Origin of the sequence: Haloparvum sedimenti (assembly GCF_001462205.1) — an archaeon.
Classification (GTDB): Archaea; Halobacteriota; Halobacteria; order Halobacteriales; family Haloferacaceae; genus Haloparvum; species Haloparvum sedimenti.
In genome coordinates this window covers 15,769-31,368 of the sequence record NZ_LKIR01000130.1, presented here as the reverse complement: position 1 = coordinate 31,368, position 15,600 = coordinate 15,769, and the positions used below count along the sequence as shown (strand labels likewise).

At 69.9% G+C, this 15,600-nt stretch carries 12 protein-coding genes and 1 pseudogene; 5 read left to right on the top strand and 8 right to left on the bottom strand.

Annotated elements, in window-relative coordinates:
* The 3 genes and pseudogenes from AN233_RS17355 to AN233_RS11315 form a co-directional block, all read left to right on the top strand.
* Positions 1 to 405, top strand: a pseudogene (locus AN233_RS17355) (hypothetical protein); the annotation flags it as partial.
* Between the two features lie 136 nt (positions 406 to 541).
* Positions 542 to 1,642, top strand: coding sequence for an HNH endonuclease (locus AN233_RS11320; RefSeq protein WP_058366891.1), 1,101 nt, complete (start codon positions 542 to 544; stop codon positions 1,640 to 1,642).
* Positions 1,643 to 1,730: 88 nt separating this feature from the next.
* Positions 1,731 to 2,240 (top strand): universal stress protein, encoded by a 510-nt coding sequence (locus tag AN233_RS11315; RefSeq protein WP_058366890.1) that lies wholly within the window; start codon positions 1,731 to 1,733, stop codon positions 2,238 to 2,240.
* Positions 2,241 to 2,296: 56 nt separating this feature from the next.
* Here AN233_RS11315 and AN233_RS11310 read toward each other — a convergent pair whose 3' ends face one another.
* The 3 genes from AN233_RS11310 to AN233_RS11300 form a co-directional block, all read right to left on the bottom strand.
* Complete coding sequence (locus AN233_RS11310; protein WP_058366889.1) at positions 2,297 to 3,265, bottom strand: biotin--[acetyl-CoA-carboxylase] ligase; 969 nt, start codon at positions 3,263 to 3,265, stop codon at positions 2,297 to 2,299.
* A gap of 102 nt (positions 3,266 to 3,367) precedes the next feature.
* Entirely contained in the window at positions 3,368 to 4,807 is a 1,440-nt protein-coding gene (locus tag AN233_RS11305) for an MATE family efflux transporter (RefSeq protein ID WP_058366888.1), read from the bottom strand.
* Positions 4,808 to 5,024: 217 nt separating this feature from the next.
* Positions 5,025 to 6,785, bottom strand: a complete 1,761-nt coding sequence (locus AN233_RS11300) for a glutamate--tRNA ligase (protein WP_058366887.1) — start codon at positions 6,783 to 6,785, stop codon at positions 5,025 to 5,027.
* A gap of 207 nt (positions 6,786 to 6,992) precedes the next feature.
* Here AN233_RS11300 and AN233_RS11295 point away from each other — a divergent pair, with 207 nt between their 5' ends.
* The gene (locus AN233_RS11295) at positions 6,993 to 7,217 is read left to right on the top strand and encodes a hypothetical protein (RefSeq protein ID WP_058366886.1); all 225 of its coding nucleotides are present in this window, start codon (positions 6,993 to 6,995) and stop codon (positions 7,215 to 7,217) included.
* A 589-nt stretch (positions 7,218 to 7,806) separates the two neighbouring features.
* Here the strand turns inward: AN233_RS11295 and AN233_RS11290 are convergent.
* Complete coding sequence (locus AN233_RS11290) at positions 7,807 to 8,415, bottom strand: NUDIX hydrolase (RefSeq protein ID WP_058366885.1); 609 nt, start codon at positions 8,413 to 8,415, stop codon at positions 7,807 to 7,809.
* 159 nt (positions 8,416 to 8,574) lie between these two features.
* On the opposite strand from AN233_RS11290, the gene AN233_RS11285 reads away from it, so the two are divergent.
* Positions 8,575 to 10,257, top strand: a complete 1,683-nt coding sequence (locus AN233_RS11285; RefSeq protein WP_218055087.1) for an ABC transporter substrate-binding protein — start codon at positions 8,575 to 8,577, stop codon at positions 10,255 to 10,257.
* Between the two features lie 36 nt (positions 10,258 to 10,293).
* Here the strand turns inward: AN233_RS11285 and AN233_RS11280 are convergent, their stop codons facing one another.
* The 4 genes from AN233_RS11280 to AN233_RS11265 all read right to left on the bottom strand — a co-directional run bounded on the left by AN233_RS11280 (position 10,294) and on the right by AN233_RS11265 (position 15,211).
* Entirely contained in the window at positions 10,294 to 10,956 is a 663-nt protein-coding gene (locus AN233_RS11280; RefSeq protein ID WP_058366884.1) for a DUF1028 domain-containing protein, read from the bottom strand.
* A gap of 138 nt (positions 10,957 to 11,094) precedes the next feature.
* Complete coding sequence (locus AN233_RS11275) at positions 11,095 to 12,954, bottom strand: acetyl-CoA carboxylase biotin carboxylase subunit (RefSeq protein WP_058366883.1); 1,860 nt, start codon at positions 12,952 to 12,954, stop codon at positions 11,095 to 11,097.
* A gap of 374 nt (positions 12,955 to 13,328) precedes the next feature.
* Entirely contained in the window at positions 13,329 to 13,667 is a 339-nt protein-coding gene (locus AN233_RS11270; RefSeq protein WP_058366882.1) for a hypothetical protein, read from the bottom strand.
* A complete protein-coding gene (locus AN233_RS11265) occupies positions 13,667 to 15,211 on the bottom strand; it encodes an acyl-CoA carboxylase subunit beta (RefSeq protein WP_058366881.1) in 1,545 nt (514 codons plus the stop codon). Before AN233_RS11265 ends, AN233_RS11270 begins: the two co-directional genes overlap by 1 nt.
* Positions 15,212 to 15,600: the final 389 nt, after the last annotated feature.

The window sequence follows — 15,600 nt, the reverse complement described above, 5'->3', positions numbered from 1 at the left end:
ACGGTCGAGCTCGCCGCGGTACAGGAGCTTCCGGACGACGCCCTCGCGGAGGGGACCGTCTCGATCTCCCTCGACGGGGAGACGGCCGACGTGGTGGTCGAGTCCTACGCGGAGGCGCCCGCGCTCCCGGCGTTCGACCTCGTGGACGCTCGCGTCGACGCGACGGCCGACGGCGGCGACCCGGTCGTCGAGGTGACCGTCGAGAACACCGGGGACGCGCCGGGGACGTTCCGCGGGGCCGCGCAGTTCCACGCCGACCGACCCACCGCGTCCGACTGGCCGTTCCTCCCGGAGGGGGTCGCCCTGACGCTCGAACCCGGGGAACGGGGGATCGGCCGGATTCCGGCGTCCCGCGGCGAGGACCGCTACCGGGTGCAGCCGTTCGGCCGGGAGGTCGAGCGGTGAGCCCGCGACCGCCGACCGCGGTCGGGAGTTCGGTCACCGCCGGTCCCCCGGGAGCGACCGCTCGCGAACTGACGGCAAGCGTGGGGGTCGTGAGTCAGGCTTTAGCCACCGGTGGGGAAACGGAGGGGTACAAACCGTGAGTCGAACCTCGACGACGTACCGGGACCACGGCATCGAGAGCAGGTACGACGACCCCGGAAGCTACGGGGAGCGGGGGTCCCACTACGGGAACGGCCGCTATCCGCCGGACTGGGAACAGCGGCGGGAGGCGGTCTGGGAGCGCCAGAAGTACCAGTGCGGACGCTGCGGGACGTACAAGGGCGACGCCTCGGTGAACGAGGTCCATCACGTCGTCCACCTCGCGGACGGCGGCTCGAACGCGCTCGACAACCTCGTCGGCCTGTGCGGCGACTGCCACGCGCTGATGCATCCGGACGTGGACGCGATCAGCGGCACCGCCGGGCGCGCCGAACTGTTCCCCAACGAGTACGCGGACGACCGCGTTTCGGTCATCAGGGAGCCGATCGACGCGCCCGACCTCGCGACGGACGTGCGGCGACTGACGGCGTTCAGCGCCCCCGACGAGAACGCAAACGCGGTCACGGCCTACACGGTTCCGACGAGCGCCGAAACCGCCCGGCGGGCGGAGTCGTCCCTGCACCGACTGCTGCTCGACAACGACTTCGTCCCGCGCACGTCGGCGTATCACCGCGTTACCGTCCGACCGCGGGCGACGGGATTGCTCGGGGCGATCTCCTCGCGCGGCGTCGACCTCACCGCGGAGAGCGACGCGGAGGTCTCGACCGTGGAGCCCGCGGACGACGCCGCGGACGGGCTCGACGTGTACCACTCCGCGGACGCCACCGTCAGCGACCTGGAGATCGTCGACGGCGCCGGGGAGTCGACGGGCGAGCGCGTGTCGCTCGACCATTCGGACGGTGCCCGGATCCGCGTCGAGAAACCGGTGTCATCGCCGCCGCTCACGGCCGCGACCGCGCCCGAGTACGCGCTCGACGCCGCGCGCTACTTCGGCTGGGGCTCCGCGAAACTGGGCGTCGTCCCGGCCGTGCTGCTCGCGCTGTTCCGTCCGGACCTCCTCCCGGGCGGCGGCTCGGTGGCCGGCGTGCTCGCGACGGCGTTGCTCGTCGGACTCCTGCTCCGGATCCCCGCGATCTACCGCGACGCGACCGCCGACCCGACGGACGCGGTGGTCGACGAGCGCAGCGAGAGCTCCTGACGGGCGCTCTCGCCCCCATCGTCGACAGGAACCGGCAAAGCGTGCAAAGAGTTATATCGCCGAATCGTCTATCATGGTTTGACATACCATGGCGCTCTACGAGCGGGTTCTGGTTCCGACTGACGGATCGCCGGAGGGGGAGCGGGCGGTCTCGCACGCGCTGGAGCTGGCGGCAGCACACGGCGCGGACGTCCACGCCCTCTACGTGATAAACACCGCGAGCTACGCGGGGATGCCGATGGAGACCTCCTGGGAGGGGGTCGACGATCTGCTGCGCGCCGACGCCAAGGCGGCGGTGAACACGGTCGGGGAGCTGGGCGACTCCTTCGACGTGGACGTGACGACCGCGGTCGTCGAGGGGTCGCCGAGCCGCGAGATCATCCGCTACGCCGAGGACGAGGGCTGTGACGTTGTCGTGATGGGGACCCACGGCCGCGGCGGCATCGACCGCCTCCTGCTCGGCAGCGTCGCGGAGAAGGTCGTCCGCGGGTCCAGCGTTCCCGTGCTGACCGTCCGGGTCGGCGACGGCGACGGAGAGGCCGAGGCTGCGACCTCGGAGGAGGGAGCCGCGGGGCCGGAGGCCTCAAGCAGCAGCTAGACGCGTCGCTCTCGGGTGGGTCCCCCGATCCCCTTTTCGTTCCGACCGTCCCGTCTTCACTCCGCCCGTCGGAGGTGTTCGCAGTCGCCCGCCAGCACCCGCTCTCGGCCTCCGTCCGTCTCGACGACGAGCGCTCCCGGGAACTCGACGTCGACCGCCTCGCCCTCCACGACGCCGCCGGGAGTTTCGACGCGGACGCGCCGCCCGAGCGTCGCCGCGTGCTCCCGCCACGCGGGCAGCACCGCGTCCGGGTCCGCGGTCAGCTCGTGGAACCGTTCGAGCAGGCGCTGGACGAACGCCCGGCGGTCCACGTCCGCCCCGGCCTCGGCGCGCAGGCTCGTCGCGTCGGCCGGGAGCGCCTCGGGGTGGACGTTCGCGTTGACGCCGACCCCGACGACCAGCCAGTTGACGCGGTCCGCCTCGCCCTCCATCTCCGTGAGGATCCCCGCGAGCTTGGCGCCGCCGCGGTCGCCCGCCTCGCCGCCCTCCGGGTCGGGGACGAGCACGTCGTTGGGCCACTTGATCGCCGCCTCGACCCCCGCCTCGCGGGCGGCCTCGGCCGTCGCCACCGCGGCCGCGAGCGTGATCACCGGGGCGTGCGCGGGCGGCAGGTCGGGCCGAACGAGGACCGACAGCGAGACGCTCCCCGGCGGGGAGACCCACTCGCGGTCGAGCCGGCCGCGGCTGCCGGTCTGTTCGGCCGCGACGACGGCGACCCCCCCGGCTCCCTCTCCGGCGCTTTCCTCAGCAAGTTCGCGGGCGCGGTCGTTCGTCGATCCGAGCGTCTCGTGGAACTCGACCTCGTAGGGCGCCTCGAGCCCGAAGGCGATCGCGTCGCCGCCGTAGTCGGGGACGCCGCGGACCTCGTAGCCCTCCTCACCGCTCTCGACCGCGAATCCGGCCTCCCGGAGCGCCTCCACCTGTTTCCAGACGGCGGCGCGGGAGACGCCGAGGCGGTCGGCGAGGGCGGGGCCGGAGACGGGGTCCTCCTCCAGCGCGTCCAACAGCGCGCGGCGCGTGTTCATGGGCGGCGTCGGTCGCGGACCGAAAAAGCGGTTGCGGCTGGCGGCTCGACCGAGCGGAGCCGGTCGGCCGAAACCGGTCGAGCGGAGACACCGCGGGGCGACTCAGTCGTCGGTGACGACGCCGTCGTCGGGGATCGCGTCGTTGTCGACCACGTCCGGCTCGGTCAGGTCCCCCTCGCGCCACGTCCCGCGGCGGTACCACGCGTAGGCGATGAGCGCCCCGGCGACGTTCGAGACCGCGAACGCCATCCAGATGCCCGTCTCGCCGTACGGCCCGACCGCGAACCATGCCACCGGAAGCCGGATCACGCCGAGCATCAGCACGGAGATGGCCGCCGCGGTGAGCGTCTTGCCGGCCCCGCGGAAGCTCCCGGTGTACGCCCGCATCACGCCGATAAACCCGAAGGAGAACGCGACGTATCGCAGGAACTCCGCGCTGACCGCGACGACCTCGGGGTCCGGCGAGAAGACGCTCGCGATGGCGCCGGCGGTGAACCACGTCACGACCCCCACCAGCGCGAGGATGCCGAACAGCGTCTTCGCCGCGAGGTCCGCGGCCTGCTCCGCGCGGTCGGGGTTGCCGGCGCCGATGTTCTGGCCGGTCATCGTCTCGACGCCGCGCGCGACCGCGATGGCCGGCAGGAACACGACCGAGAACACGCGCGTCCCGATGCCGTAGGCGGCGACGACCGTGTCGGGGAACATCGCGACGATGAACAGCAGGGCGTTTATCGACAGCGCGCGGCCGGTCCCCTCGACCGACGCCGGCGCGCCGATCCGGACGAGCCGCCGGGCGTAGTTCATCTCGGGCAGCATCTCGGAGAGGCGGATCTTCACGCCCCGCCGCCCGGCGAACATGATCCAGAGGCCGACGACCAGCGCGAGCGCCCGCGAGAAGACGGTCGCGACCGCGGCGCCCTCGATGCCCATCTCGGGGAACACCCACCAGCCGAAGATCAGGAACGGGTCGAGGACGATGTTGATGCCGACCGACCCGGCCATGACGAGCATCGGCGTGATCGTGTCCCCGTAGCCCCGCATTAGTGCGATGAACACGAAGAAGCCGAACATGAAGACGAGGCCCGCGGAGATCACCTGCATGTAGGCGGTCGCGCCGGGCAGCACGGCGTCGGAGGCACCCATCAGCGCGAGGAAGTCGTCGACCAGCAGGTAGCCGACCGCCCCGAGCAGGAGCGAGCCGATCACCGCGAAACCGACCGTCTGGGAGGCGGCGTACTCGGCCTCGCGCTCCTCGCCAGCGCCGGTGTACTGCGCGACCAGCACGCTCCCCGCAACCGAGATGCCCATCCCCAGCGAGATGAGGAGGAACACCATCGGGAACGCGAAGCTGATCGCCGCCAGCGCCTCGGTGCTGTATCGCCCGAGCCAGAACGTGTCCGCGAGGTTGTACGCGGTCTGGAGCAGGTTCGTGACGACGATGGGCAGCGAGAGGTAGAACAGGGGTTTACCGATGCTCCCCTCGGTCAGGTCGAACTCCTCGCGGCCCTTGAACAGGCTGCCGACGCGGTCGCGAAAGCTCACCGTCCCTCCTCCAAGCCGGCCCGGAGGGGCGGCCGGCGTGTCGATCGAGTCATCGAGTTGTGACTGACTAACCGGTCAGTCAGTAAAAGGGATCGGGTTCCGGCACGGGGTGGCGACGCTGGGGATGCACTCTCTCGACTCAGCGTGTGCCTGAGGATTCGGAAACCGCCCGCCCGTACAGGAGACAGAAACCGTCCGGAGCGTGCGAGTGGACGGTCTAGTCGTGACTGTAGTAAACGACCACGTCCTCCTCGCCGGTCGGGCCGCCGTCCTCGGGCGTGGGTGCGGGGTCGAACGCGTCCACGCGCACGAAGCCGACGCGCTCGAATTGGATCGACGCGCCCACCTCGAGGTCCGCGACCTCCGGTTCGGCGTACCCGAGCACGTCGCCCTCGACGGTGCGCATTCGGGTGACCAGACTCTCCGCGGCGGGGACCCAGTGGACCACGTCGACGCCCTCCTCGCGGACCAGGTCGATGTCGTCGCCCACCCACTCGAAGGCGCCGTCGGCCTCGCGGACGCAGCCGTACCCCTTCAGCCAGACGCGGTCGCCCTCGGCGGGGAGGTCGCGCTCCTCGATCAGGACCGTACCGGCGGGGATCTCGCGGCGACCGCGGTCCTCGTGGTTCGGGTGTCGCGGCGGGTGGCCCGCGTCGGGACCGCCCGCGATCTCGCGCTCGACGGCGGGGTCGTCGTCGCGGTCGCGCACGAGGAAGTAGCGGTCGGCCTCGTCGTCGATCAGCTCGCGGTTGGTGGCGTACACCGAGGACATCGCGAGGTCCACGTCGGAGGTGGACATGCCGAGGCCGGTCATCGCGTCCACGAGCGCCTGCCCGCGGATGCCGCGCCGGCGAACCGACTTGATCGTCGGCGCGCGCGGGTCGTCCCAGCCCGTCAGCTCCCCCTCCTCGATCAGCGCCTTGATCGTGGAGGTTGAGAGCTTCACGTCGTACTCGTCGAGCTGGACGTGGCCCCAGTGGAGCACCTCGGGGTACTCCCAGCCGAAGTAGTCGTAGACGAACCGCTGGCGCTTCGCGGAGTCCTGCAGGTCGATCCCGCGGATGATGTGGGTGACGCCAGTCAGGTGGTCGTCGACGCCGGACTGGAAGTCCAGCATGGGCCAGCAGTCGTAGCCCGCCGCCTCCTCGCGGGGGTGGGCGGCGTCGACCATCCGGAACGCGACCCAGTCGCGCAGGGCGGGGTTCTTGTGCTCGATGTCGGTCTTGACGCGGAGCACCATCTCGCCGGCGTCGTACTCGCCGGCGATCATCGCCTCGAACTCCTCGCGGACGGTCGCGGCGTCCTTCTCGCGGTGGGGGCACGGCTCCGCGTCCGCCTTCAGTTCGCGGAACTCCTCGGCGGGACACGAGCAGGTGTAGGCGCCGTCCAGATCGATCAGCTCGCGGGCGTGCTCGTAGTAGGTCTCCAGCCGGTCCGAGGCCTTCAGGACCACGTCCGGTTTGAAGCCGAGGTAGTCGATGTCGTCGAGGATCGCGTCGTAGGCGTCCAGGTCCGGGCGCTTCGTCTCGGGGTCGGTGTCGTCGAACCGGCAGATGAACTCCCCGTCGTAGCGCTCGGCGTAGGTGCCGATGACGGAGGGCATCCGCGCGTGGCCGATGTGCCACGGGCCGTTGGGGTTCGGCGCGGCGCGCATGACGACCTCCCCTGCCTCGGCGTTCGGGAGGTCGGGCAGTTCGTGTTCGTCCGCCTCGTCCTCGGCCTCCAGCTCCGCGAGCGCGTCGGGGTCGAGATCGCCGAGCCGCTCGCGGCGCTCGGCCTCGTCCATGCCCGCGATCTCGTTCACCACGGGCGCGACGACGCCGGGGATCTCGTCGCCGTGCGGGCGGAAGTCGGGGTTCTCGCCCATCAGCGGGCCCATGATCGCGCCCACGTCCGGGTCGCTGCCGTGTTTGAGCGCGTTGAACAGCGCGGCCGCCTCGGCCGCCTCGCGCACGCGCTCGCGGAGTCGTTCGTCCATTACCGGTCCGTTCGCCCGGACTCGTAAAAAGGAGCGTGGAACGGCCGCTGCCCCGTTCCGACGCCGACCCCACCGCGGCCGAGCGAACGGTGCTCCGCGGCCGGCGCGGGTCGCGGGGTTTTAGCCCGCGCCGCCCGAATCGAAGCGCATGAACGCGGACGCGACGACGCCGGACGGACGCGGGGGATCCACCGGGAGGCCGCGCTGATGGTCGGCCCGCTGAGCGACGAGGACCGCGCCGCCGGAAACGCGAAGCTGAAGGTCGGCTTCGTCGCGCTGGTCACCGCCTCCGCGGGGCTGGTGGCGTTTCAGGTCGGAGCCTCACCGGCGGGGGTCGGGGCTGCGCTCGGCGGCGGCCTCCTCGCCGCGCTCGCGCTGCTGTGGTACCTCCTGCGACTCGCGGGCGAGTTCGGGTCGACCCGACGGCGGTAGCCCTCGGCGTCAGGGGGTGGCTCTCAGTTCGCTACCAACTGAGGGATCGATCACGCCCCCGGATCAGTGATCGCCAGCGACTGCCAGCGACTGCCAGCGACTGCCAGTGATCGCCAGTGACTGCCAGTGATCGCCAATGATCGCGGCGGTGCGGAGGCGGTCGGCGCGCGCGAGGAACGTGCGCGAGGGAGGTGGCGGCGCGGCCGCATCGCGGTGCGTTGCGGTTTCGCGGCCGCGCCGCCGCCGAGGCTGGGGAGGTGTGAGGCTGCGGTACGGGGCGGTTGCGGTGCGGGGTGGGACTGAACAGGGCAGCCGGCTCGAACCCGCCCGGACGACGCTCTCGCGAGCCTGTCGAGCGAGCGTCAGCAAGTCGCAGCCCGGCAGCCCACCACTGCAGGAAGCCCGGACCGGCCCCCGGACCCGGCGCGGTCGAGTCGGCTGGGGCTTTCTAGGTGTTTCTGTCCCCAGCAGCATCGACAGCAGTCATAAAAACACAGACTAATGACAAATATCGGATAAAAATACGCCGCTCCACTACGTATCGAAGTCTTTCAGGTCACTGCAACCGCGGAACCCGAGAGTGGGTCGTTTACTCCGCGAAGTCGCGCCGCATCGCGATCTCGAACCACGGACAGAGCCGGAGCTGGCGGTACCACTCGGGGTGTTCGTGGAGGTGTTCGTAGTCGACCCACAGCATGCCCGCGATCTCGTCCTCGTCGGGGTCCAGCGAGGCGTCGTCGAGGGTGACCTTCAGCACGGCACAGACCTCCCACTCCAGCCCGGCGTTCTCGTAGTAGCGCTTGTACTCGAACTTGTCCGTCACGCGGAGGTCGTTGTACTGGTCGGGGGTGATCCCGAGTTCCTCCTCCAGTCGCTGGCGCGTCGCCTCCTTCTGTGACTGCCCTTCGACGGGGTGGGAGGCGACGGTCCCGTCCCAGTGGGTGTCCCACAGGCGCTTGTCGGGCGCGCGCTGAGCCAGCAGGAGGTGCCCGTCGCCGTCGAAGATCAGGCAGGTGAACGCGCGGTGGCGGATCCCGTCGCCCGTGTGGGCGTCGAGGCGGTTCGCGAGCCCCTGCTCGTTGTCCTCGGCGTCGACGCGGATCACGTCCTGTGCGGCGTTCTCGTGCTCGAGGTCCCCCTCGTCGGCGGCGCCCGACGCGTCCACGTCGGTGCCCTCGGCGGCGTCCGTGGTGCTCATACGGGGAGTCACGGAGACCGGGACTAATAAGCGTTCGATAGCGCGCGGTCCGCGCGCTCCACCGGAGGCGCGCTCTCGGTCCCACCGGAGTCCTCCGCGAGCACGGGCAGGAACGGCCGCGACTGCAACGTATATCCGTGGTAGTTCCTACCGTGACGTATGCGAAACACTCCCAAGAGAGCGGGCGGTGACGGTGAGCCTGGCGACTCCGCCGACCCCGGAGGCGTCGGTAGGCGACGCTTCCTCGCGTACGCGGGCAGCGGCGCGACCGCGACGCTTCTCGCCGGCTGTTCGGATGAGGACCTCGACGACATCACGCCGACCGAGGGCGGCGAGACGAACGACGGAAGCGACACCGAAGACGAAAGCGGCACCGACGACGAGGACGGCGGCGAGGACTCGAACACGATCACTATCGTCCAGGACTCGCTGCCGACGACGCTCGATCCCCACGACCACCGCGAGGCGGTGACGACGCGGTCGCTCGCACAGGCGTACGAGGGACTCATCAGGCGGAACGCGGACGCCGAGATCATCGCCCAGCTCGCGACCGACTACGAGCGGCTCGACGACGAAACCGTTCGGTTCCACCTCCGCGAGGGCGTACAGTTCCACAGCGGCAACGAGATGACTGCCGAGGACGTGGCCTACAGCATCAACCGCACGGTCGACCCCGACGTGGGGATCGCAAGCCCCCAGGCCGACCAGCTGACCGGCGTGGCGGGCGCGGAGCCGTCGATGGACGGTGCGGCCGTCGACGTGAACCTCACCAGCGTCAATCCCGCGGTGTTCGCGCTGTTCGCGGCGTACCTCACCGTGATGGAGCGGGAGTGGACCGAGAGCCGCGATGACGGCGAAGTCGGCCGGCAGATGAACGGCACCGGTCCCTACGAGGTCGGGGCGTACGAGGAGGACGTGGAGCTCGTCTACGAGCGCTTCGACGACTACTGGGGCGATCAGCCGGACGTGGCGCAGGCGACGTTCCGGGGGTCGACGGAGTCCAGCTCCCGGTGGAGCGCGCTGGCCTCGGGCGAGGCGGACCTGATCACCGACCTCAACCCTAACGACGCGCCGCAGGTCGAGGAGAACGAGGACACGCGCATCGACTCCTCGCCCGCGACGCGGCTCGTCTTCGTCGCGATGAAGTACAACGTCGAGCCGTTCGACTCGGTGCCGTTCCGGCAGGCGATGAACTACGCCATCGACCTCGACGCGATCATCGAGAACGTGCTGTCGGGGTTCGGCATCGCGCTCGGTCAGCCCACGCTCCCGGACTTCTTCGGCTACAACCCGGACGTGGACCCGTACCCGTACGACCCCGAACGGGCTCAGGAGCTCGTCGACGAGAGCCCCTACGACGACGTGAGCCTGACGCTGGACTCGCCGGTCGGGGACGTGTTCGGCGACGTGCAGGTCGCACAGGCGGTCGCGGGCTACATCAGCGACCTCGACGGGGTCTCCTGTCAGGTGCAACAGCGCGAGTTCGCCTCGCTCGCGAGCGAGCTGACCGACGGGAACATGGAGACGTCGCCGGACATGTACCTCATCAGCTGGGGGAACGCCTCCTTCGACACCAGCGCCATCGCCATCCCGGTGCTGGCGAGCTACGGGTCGCTCACGACGTACGCGAACGACGACCTCGACGAGCTGTTCCGCGCCGCGGAGGACGAGCCGGACGTGGAGGCTCGCCGCGACCTCTACCACGAGGCGATGGCGCTGGCTCACGACGAGGCGCCGTGGATCTATCTGCACCAGCACCACAACCTCTACGGGATCAGCGAGCGCCTCGACTGGGAGGCGCGCGCTGACGAGCAGATCTACGTGAAGAACATCGGGTTGTAAGCCGCCACAGCGTCTTTTTCTCGGAGATCGTCGCGCTCAGGGGTGCCGCTGGAGGTCCATCTTCCGGAACCCGTCGTCCCACTCCTCGCCCTGTTCCTTCGCCACCTCGTAGACGCGCCGGAGCTCCGGGACGGGATCCTCGTGGTCGTCGACGCGCACGTCGTGCTCGAGCCGCGGCTCGTCGGGGTCATAAACCCGCAACGCGGCGCTTTGCGCGTTCTCCGCGCGCTTGTCGCCGCCCGCGTCCTCGCCGGCGGTGACGGCCGCGAGCAGCCGCTCGGATAGCGGTTCACCCGCGTCCGCGGCCGCCTCGTACGCCTCCGCGGCCGCCTCAATCACATGCTCGCCGTCGAGCATGTTGCCCGCGACGGTGTAGCCGTCCCCCTCGATCCCGCCGAACCAGTCGACGCAGTTCTCGCCGGAGTGGTGGAACGTCGTTCCGTGAACGTCGACGCCGTGGACCTGCCGCTCGTCCGCGTGCTCGTCGCGGTCGATCAGCGTCCGGACCGCGGCCGCCACGTCCGCGCCCTCGTCCATCAGCCGGGCGGCGCGTCTGCCGAGCGGGATCGAGACGGTCGCTTGCGAGGAGAGCGCGCCGTGGTACGAGAGGTTGGGCGCGAGCGATCCCACCGTAGGTGCCTTCGTCGCGATGACCACGCCATGTCGAGTGCCGTCCGTCGCACAGATCGAGTACGTCATGCGATCCGATCGCACACTGAGAATAAAGGAATGCCGGAGACGGCAGCCCGCACCGGAGACGCCTACCGTACGGCCACGCGGGACGCCGCCCGCCGTGACGGCTCGGCTGCCCGCCGTGACGACCTCGACCGCGAACCGCTACTCCAAGACGATCAGCACGTCTCCCATGTCGACGCTGTCGCCCTCGCCGACGTGGACGCTCGCGACGGTGCCGCCGCGCTCGGCGACCACGTCGTTTTCCATCTTCATCGCCTCCAGCACGCAGACCACGTCACCGGCGCCCACCTCGTCGCCCTCCTCGACGTCGACCGAGAGGATGGTTCCCTGCATCTCCGCCTCGATGGCCTCGCCGCCCTCAGCGACTTCGACCGCGGCGCCGTCGTCGTCGCCGTCGCCCCCCTGCGCCTGCGGCGGGCGCTCGGCGCGGCCGGAGCCGCCAGCACCGCCCGCTTCCGGCGTCGGGATAGCGGGAGCGCCGCGCTCCTCCAGCGAGACGTCGAAGCGCTTGCCGTTCACCTCGACGGTGAAGTCGCGCTCGGTGACCTCCTCGTCGCCGTCCTCGTCCGCGGTCGCGTCGCCGGTGCCCCACTTCTCCTGCGCCTCCGTGACGCGGTCGCGGTCGAGCTCCTCGTCGAGGTACTTCGTCGTGTGCGTCCCGCCGACGAAGCGGTCGTCCTCCAGCATGAGGCGGTGGAAGGGGACGATGGTGACGACGCCCTCGATGTCGTACTCCGCGAGCGCGCGACGGGAGCGGGCCAGACACTCCTCGCGGTCCTCGCCCCAGACGATCAGCTTCGCGATCATCGAGTCGTAGTCGGTCACCAACTCGTCGCCCTGCCGGAGCGCGTCGTCCATTCGGACACCGATGCCGCCCGGTGGGTCGTACGTCTCGAGATCGCCCTCGTTGGCCGGCTGGAACTCTTGCGCGGCGTTCTCCGCGTTGATGCGGAACTCGATGGCGTGCCCGTCCAGCGTCACGTCGGACTGATCGAGCGAGAGCTCGTTGCCCGCCGCGACCCGGAGCTGCTCTTTCACGATGTCGATGCCCGTGAGCTCCTCGGTGACGGTGTGTTCGACCTGAATCCGGGTGTTCACTTCGAGGAAGTAGAAGTTCGTGTCAGGACCGAGCAGCTCGCCCGGTTCGCGGTCGCCGTCCTCCTCGACGAGGAACTCGACGGTTCCGGCGTTGTAGTAGTCGGCCGCGGCGACGCCGCGGCGGGCCGCCTCGCCGATCCGCTCGCGGAGCTCCTCGGAGAGCGCGGGGGACGGCCCCTCCTCGATGACCTTCTGATGACGGCGCTGGAGTGAGCAGTCGCGCTCGCCGAGGTGGACGACGTTGCCGTGTTCGTCGCCGACGATCTGCACCTCGATGTGGCGGGGGTTCTCGAGGTAGCGCTCGAGGTAGACGGAGTCGTTCGAGAAGTACGCCTCGCCCTCCCGCTTGGCCGACTCCAGCTGGTCGGCCGCCTCGTCCGCGCTCTCGACGACCTTCATGCCGCGGCCGCCGCCGCCGCCTTCCGCCTTGATCGCCACAGGGTAGCCGTGTTCGTCGCCGAACGCCGTGACCGCCTCGACGTCGTCGACCGGTTCGGTCGTGCCGGGGACGATGGGCACGTCCGCCTCCTGCATCACGCGGCGAGCGTGGGTCTTCTCGCCCAGCCGCTCCATCGCCTCGCTGGAGGGGCCGACCCACGTGATCCCCTCGGCGTCCTCGACGCGCGCCGCGAACTCAGCGTTCTCCGCGAGGAAGCCGTAACCCGGATGGATCGCGTCCGCGTCCGCCTTGCGCGCGGCCTCGACGATCGCCTCCTGGTCCAGGTAGGAGTCGGCCGCGCGCGCCGGACCGACATTGTACGCCTCGTCCGCGTACCGGACGTGACCGCCGTGCTTGTCGGCCTCGCTGTAGACGGCGACCGTGTCGATCCCCAGCTCCGCGCAGGCGCGCATCACGCGCACCGCGATCTCGCCTCGGTTGGCGACCAGAACCTTGTCGAACATTCTTGCAGGGTCTTCCACGAACGACCACCTCATTCTGTCGGTCTTTCCCGAGTGAGTCAACCGGGCGAATCGCCGCGGTTGACCGACGGCCGCCGCCCCTCGTCCGACGACCGCGCCCGCGGACGTGCCGCGTTCTCACCGGAGATGTTCTGGGGGATAGACATTTATACTCCTGCGCGAAAGAGACGCTGTCACCGGGATTCGGGGGAAGACCGGTCACATTCGGGGCGCGACCGACACAAGGGAAGCCGAGGGAATGCGCCGCCGGCCGACGTTCGTCGGCCGTTCGTTTCGTCCGCACACGCAGACGACGCCGAGCGCCGGCGCTATTTCTCACCTCCGTCAGACCCTCCCGCCGTCAAGCCTCACCGCCGTCAGAACCGGTCCGCGCGCCCGGCCGCGCTCCACGCGTCCCGGGGGGCGTCGCGGGGGACGCGGACGGTCCGCCGGCTCGTCGACTCCAGCCGGCCCGCAAACGTCCAGCGGTCGCCGTCCCACGTCTCTTCGGTTCCCTCGGCTGCCGCGGCCGCGGCGGCGGCCGCCTCCCGGTCGCGAAGGTGGGCCGCGACCGCCGCGACGATGGCCGCCGCTTCGCCCTCGTCGGCGTCGTCCGGGATCGCAAGCGCGGCGGGGTCGATCGCCGGCGCCGCGTCGGGCGCCGCTTCGCCCTCCCGCGTGCCGGTGCCGTTCGGCCCGGTGTCGTCGGTCGCCATCAGATCGGGATGTTGCCGTGTTTCTTGTCCGGGAGGCTCTCGCGCTTGCCGGTGAGCATCTCCAGGTCGTCGATGAGGCGCGCGCGGGTCTCCTGCGGCTCGATCACGTCGTCGATGAAGCCGCGGTCGGCGGCGGTGTAGGGATTCGCGAACTCCTCGCGGTACTCGTCGATCAGCTCCTGTCTGCGTGCGTCGGGGTCGTCCGCGGCCGCCAGCTCCTCGCGGTAGAGCACGTTGACGGCGCCTTTCGGCCCCATCACCGCGATCTCCGCGGTCGGCCACGCGTAGTTCACGTCGCCGCCGATGTGTTTCGAGGACATCACGCAGTAGGCGCCGCCGTACGCCTTCCGGGTGATGACGGTGAGGAGGGGGACCGTCGCCTCCGAGAAGGCGTACAGCAGCTTCGCGCCGTGGCGGATGATGCCGTTGTGCTCCTGGTCCGTGCCGGGCATGAAGCCGGGCACGTCCTCGAAGGTGAGGATCGGGACGTTGAACGCGTCACAGAAGCGCACGAAGCGGGCGCCCTTCTGGCTTGACTCGATGTCGAGCGTCCCCGCGTTGACGCGGGGGTTGTTCGCCACGATCCCGACGGAGCGGCCGTCGAGGCGGGCGAAGCCGACGACGATGTTCTTCGCGAAGTTCTCCTGGACCTCGAAGAAGGAGCCCTCGTCGACGACGCGACCGATCACGTCCTTCATGTCGTAGGGCTTGCGCGGCGCGTCCGGAACGATGTCGTTGAGCTCGTCGTCCGCGCGCTCGGGGTCGTCCCACGGCTCGACGCGCGGCGGGTCCTCGACGTTGTTCTGCGGGAGGTACGACAGCAGTCGGGCGATGTCGTCGAGCGCGTCCTCCTCGCTCTCCTCCGCGAAGTGCGCGACGCCGGAGGTGGAGGTGTGGGTCACCGCGCCGCCGAGCTCCTCGAAGGTGACCTCCTCGCCGGTCACCGTCTCGATAACGTCCGGTCCGGTGATGAACATGTGCGAGGTGTCCTTCACCATGAAGGTGAAGTCCGTGATGGCGGGGGAGTAGACCGCACCGCCCGCACAGGGGCCCATGATCGCCGAGATCTGCGGGATCACCCCGGAGGCCTCGGTGTTGCGGCGGAAGATCTCCGCGAAGCCGCCGAGCGAGGCGACGCCCTCCTGGATGCGTGCGCCCGCGGAGTCGTTGAGCCCGATGACGGGCGCGCCCACGTCCATCGCCTTGTCCATCACCTTGCAGACCTTCTCGGCGAAGACCTCGCCGAGCGAGCCGCCGAAGACGGTGAAGTCGTGCGCGAACACGAACGTCTTCCGACCGTTCACCTCGCCGTACCCCGTCACCACGCCGTCGCCCGGGATCTGGTTCTCCTCCATCCCGAACGTGTGGTTGCGGTGCGTTCGGAACTGGTCGAACTCGTGGAAGGTTCCGTCGTCGAGGAAGTAGTCGATCCGCTCGCGCGCGGTCATCTTCCCCTTCTCGTGTTGGGACTCGATGCGGTCCTCGCCGCCGCCCTTCTCGGCCTCGGCGCGGCGCTCTCGCAGGTCCTCGATACGGTCGTCCATCGTCACGCGGGACCACCCTCAGTCATTACGTCGTGAGTCTCCGAGCGTCGGCAAAAGGGTTCTGCTACACGACGATATTGTGGTTCGACGTACGTCGTACACGGTCCGGACATCGTTCCGTCTCCCGGCACACAGTCGAATGCTGAACGATAACGATACTGAGTCTACTACGCGGTTCGTTCTGTCTTTCTGTCAGATTACGTTGTTTCTGTGACTGGTGCGGATCCTGCTGATCTGGACAGCAACACCTCGAAAGCCCCAGCCGGCTCGACCGCGCCGGGCCTCGCTGCGCTCCTCGCTCTCGGCACCGCCCGCTGCGGTGCTTGCGTCGTCCAGGCGGGTTCGAGCCGGCTGCCCCTTTCAGTCCCACCCACCGCAACCGCACCGCC

Coding starts and splice junctions, on each gene's coding strand:
- AN233_RS11315 (WP_058366890.1), top strand. CDS start 1,731: ATGGCGCTCTACGAGCGGGTTCTGGTTCCGACTGACGGATCGCCGGAG.
- AN233_RS11290 (WP_058366885.1), bottom strand. CDS start 8,415: ATGAGCACCACGGACGCCGCCGAGGGCACCGACGTGGACGCGTCGGGC.
- AN233_RS11275 (WP_058366883.1), bottom strand. CDS start 12,954: ATGTTCGACAAGGTTCTGGTCGCCAACCGAGGCGAGATCGCGGTGCGC.
- AN233_RS11295 (WP_058366886.1), top strand. CDS start 6,993: ATGGTCGGCCCGCTGAGCGACGAGGACCGCGCCGCCGGAAACGCGAAG.
- AN233_RS11310 (WP_058366889.1), bottom strand. CDS start 3,265: ATGAACACGCGCCGCGCGCTGTTGGACGCGCTGGAGGAGGACCCCGTC.
- AN233_RS11265 (WP_058366881.1), bottom strand. CDS start 15,211: ATGGACGACCGTATCGAGGACCTGCGAGAGCGCCGCGCCGAGGCCGAG.
- AN233_RS11270 (WP_058366882.1), bottom strand. CDS start 13,667: ATGGCGACCGACGACACCGGGCCGAACGGCACCGGCACGCGGGAGGGC.
- AN233_RS11285 (WP_218055087.1), top strand. CDS start 8,575: ATGCGAAACACTCCCAAGAGAGCGGGCGGTGACGGTGAGCCTGGCGAC.
- AN233_RS11280 (WP_058366884.1), bottom strand. CDS start 10,956: ATGACGTACTCGATCTGTGCGACGGACGGCACTCGACATGGCGTGGTC.
- AN233_RS11300 (WP_058366887.1), bottom strand. CDS start 6,785: ATGGACGAACGACTCCGCGAGCGCGTGCGCGAGGCGGCCGAGGCGGCC.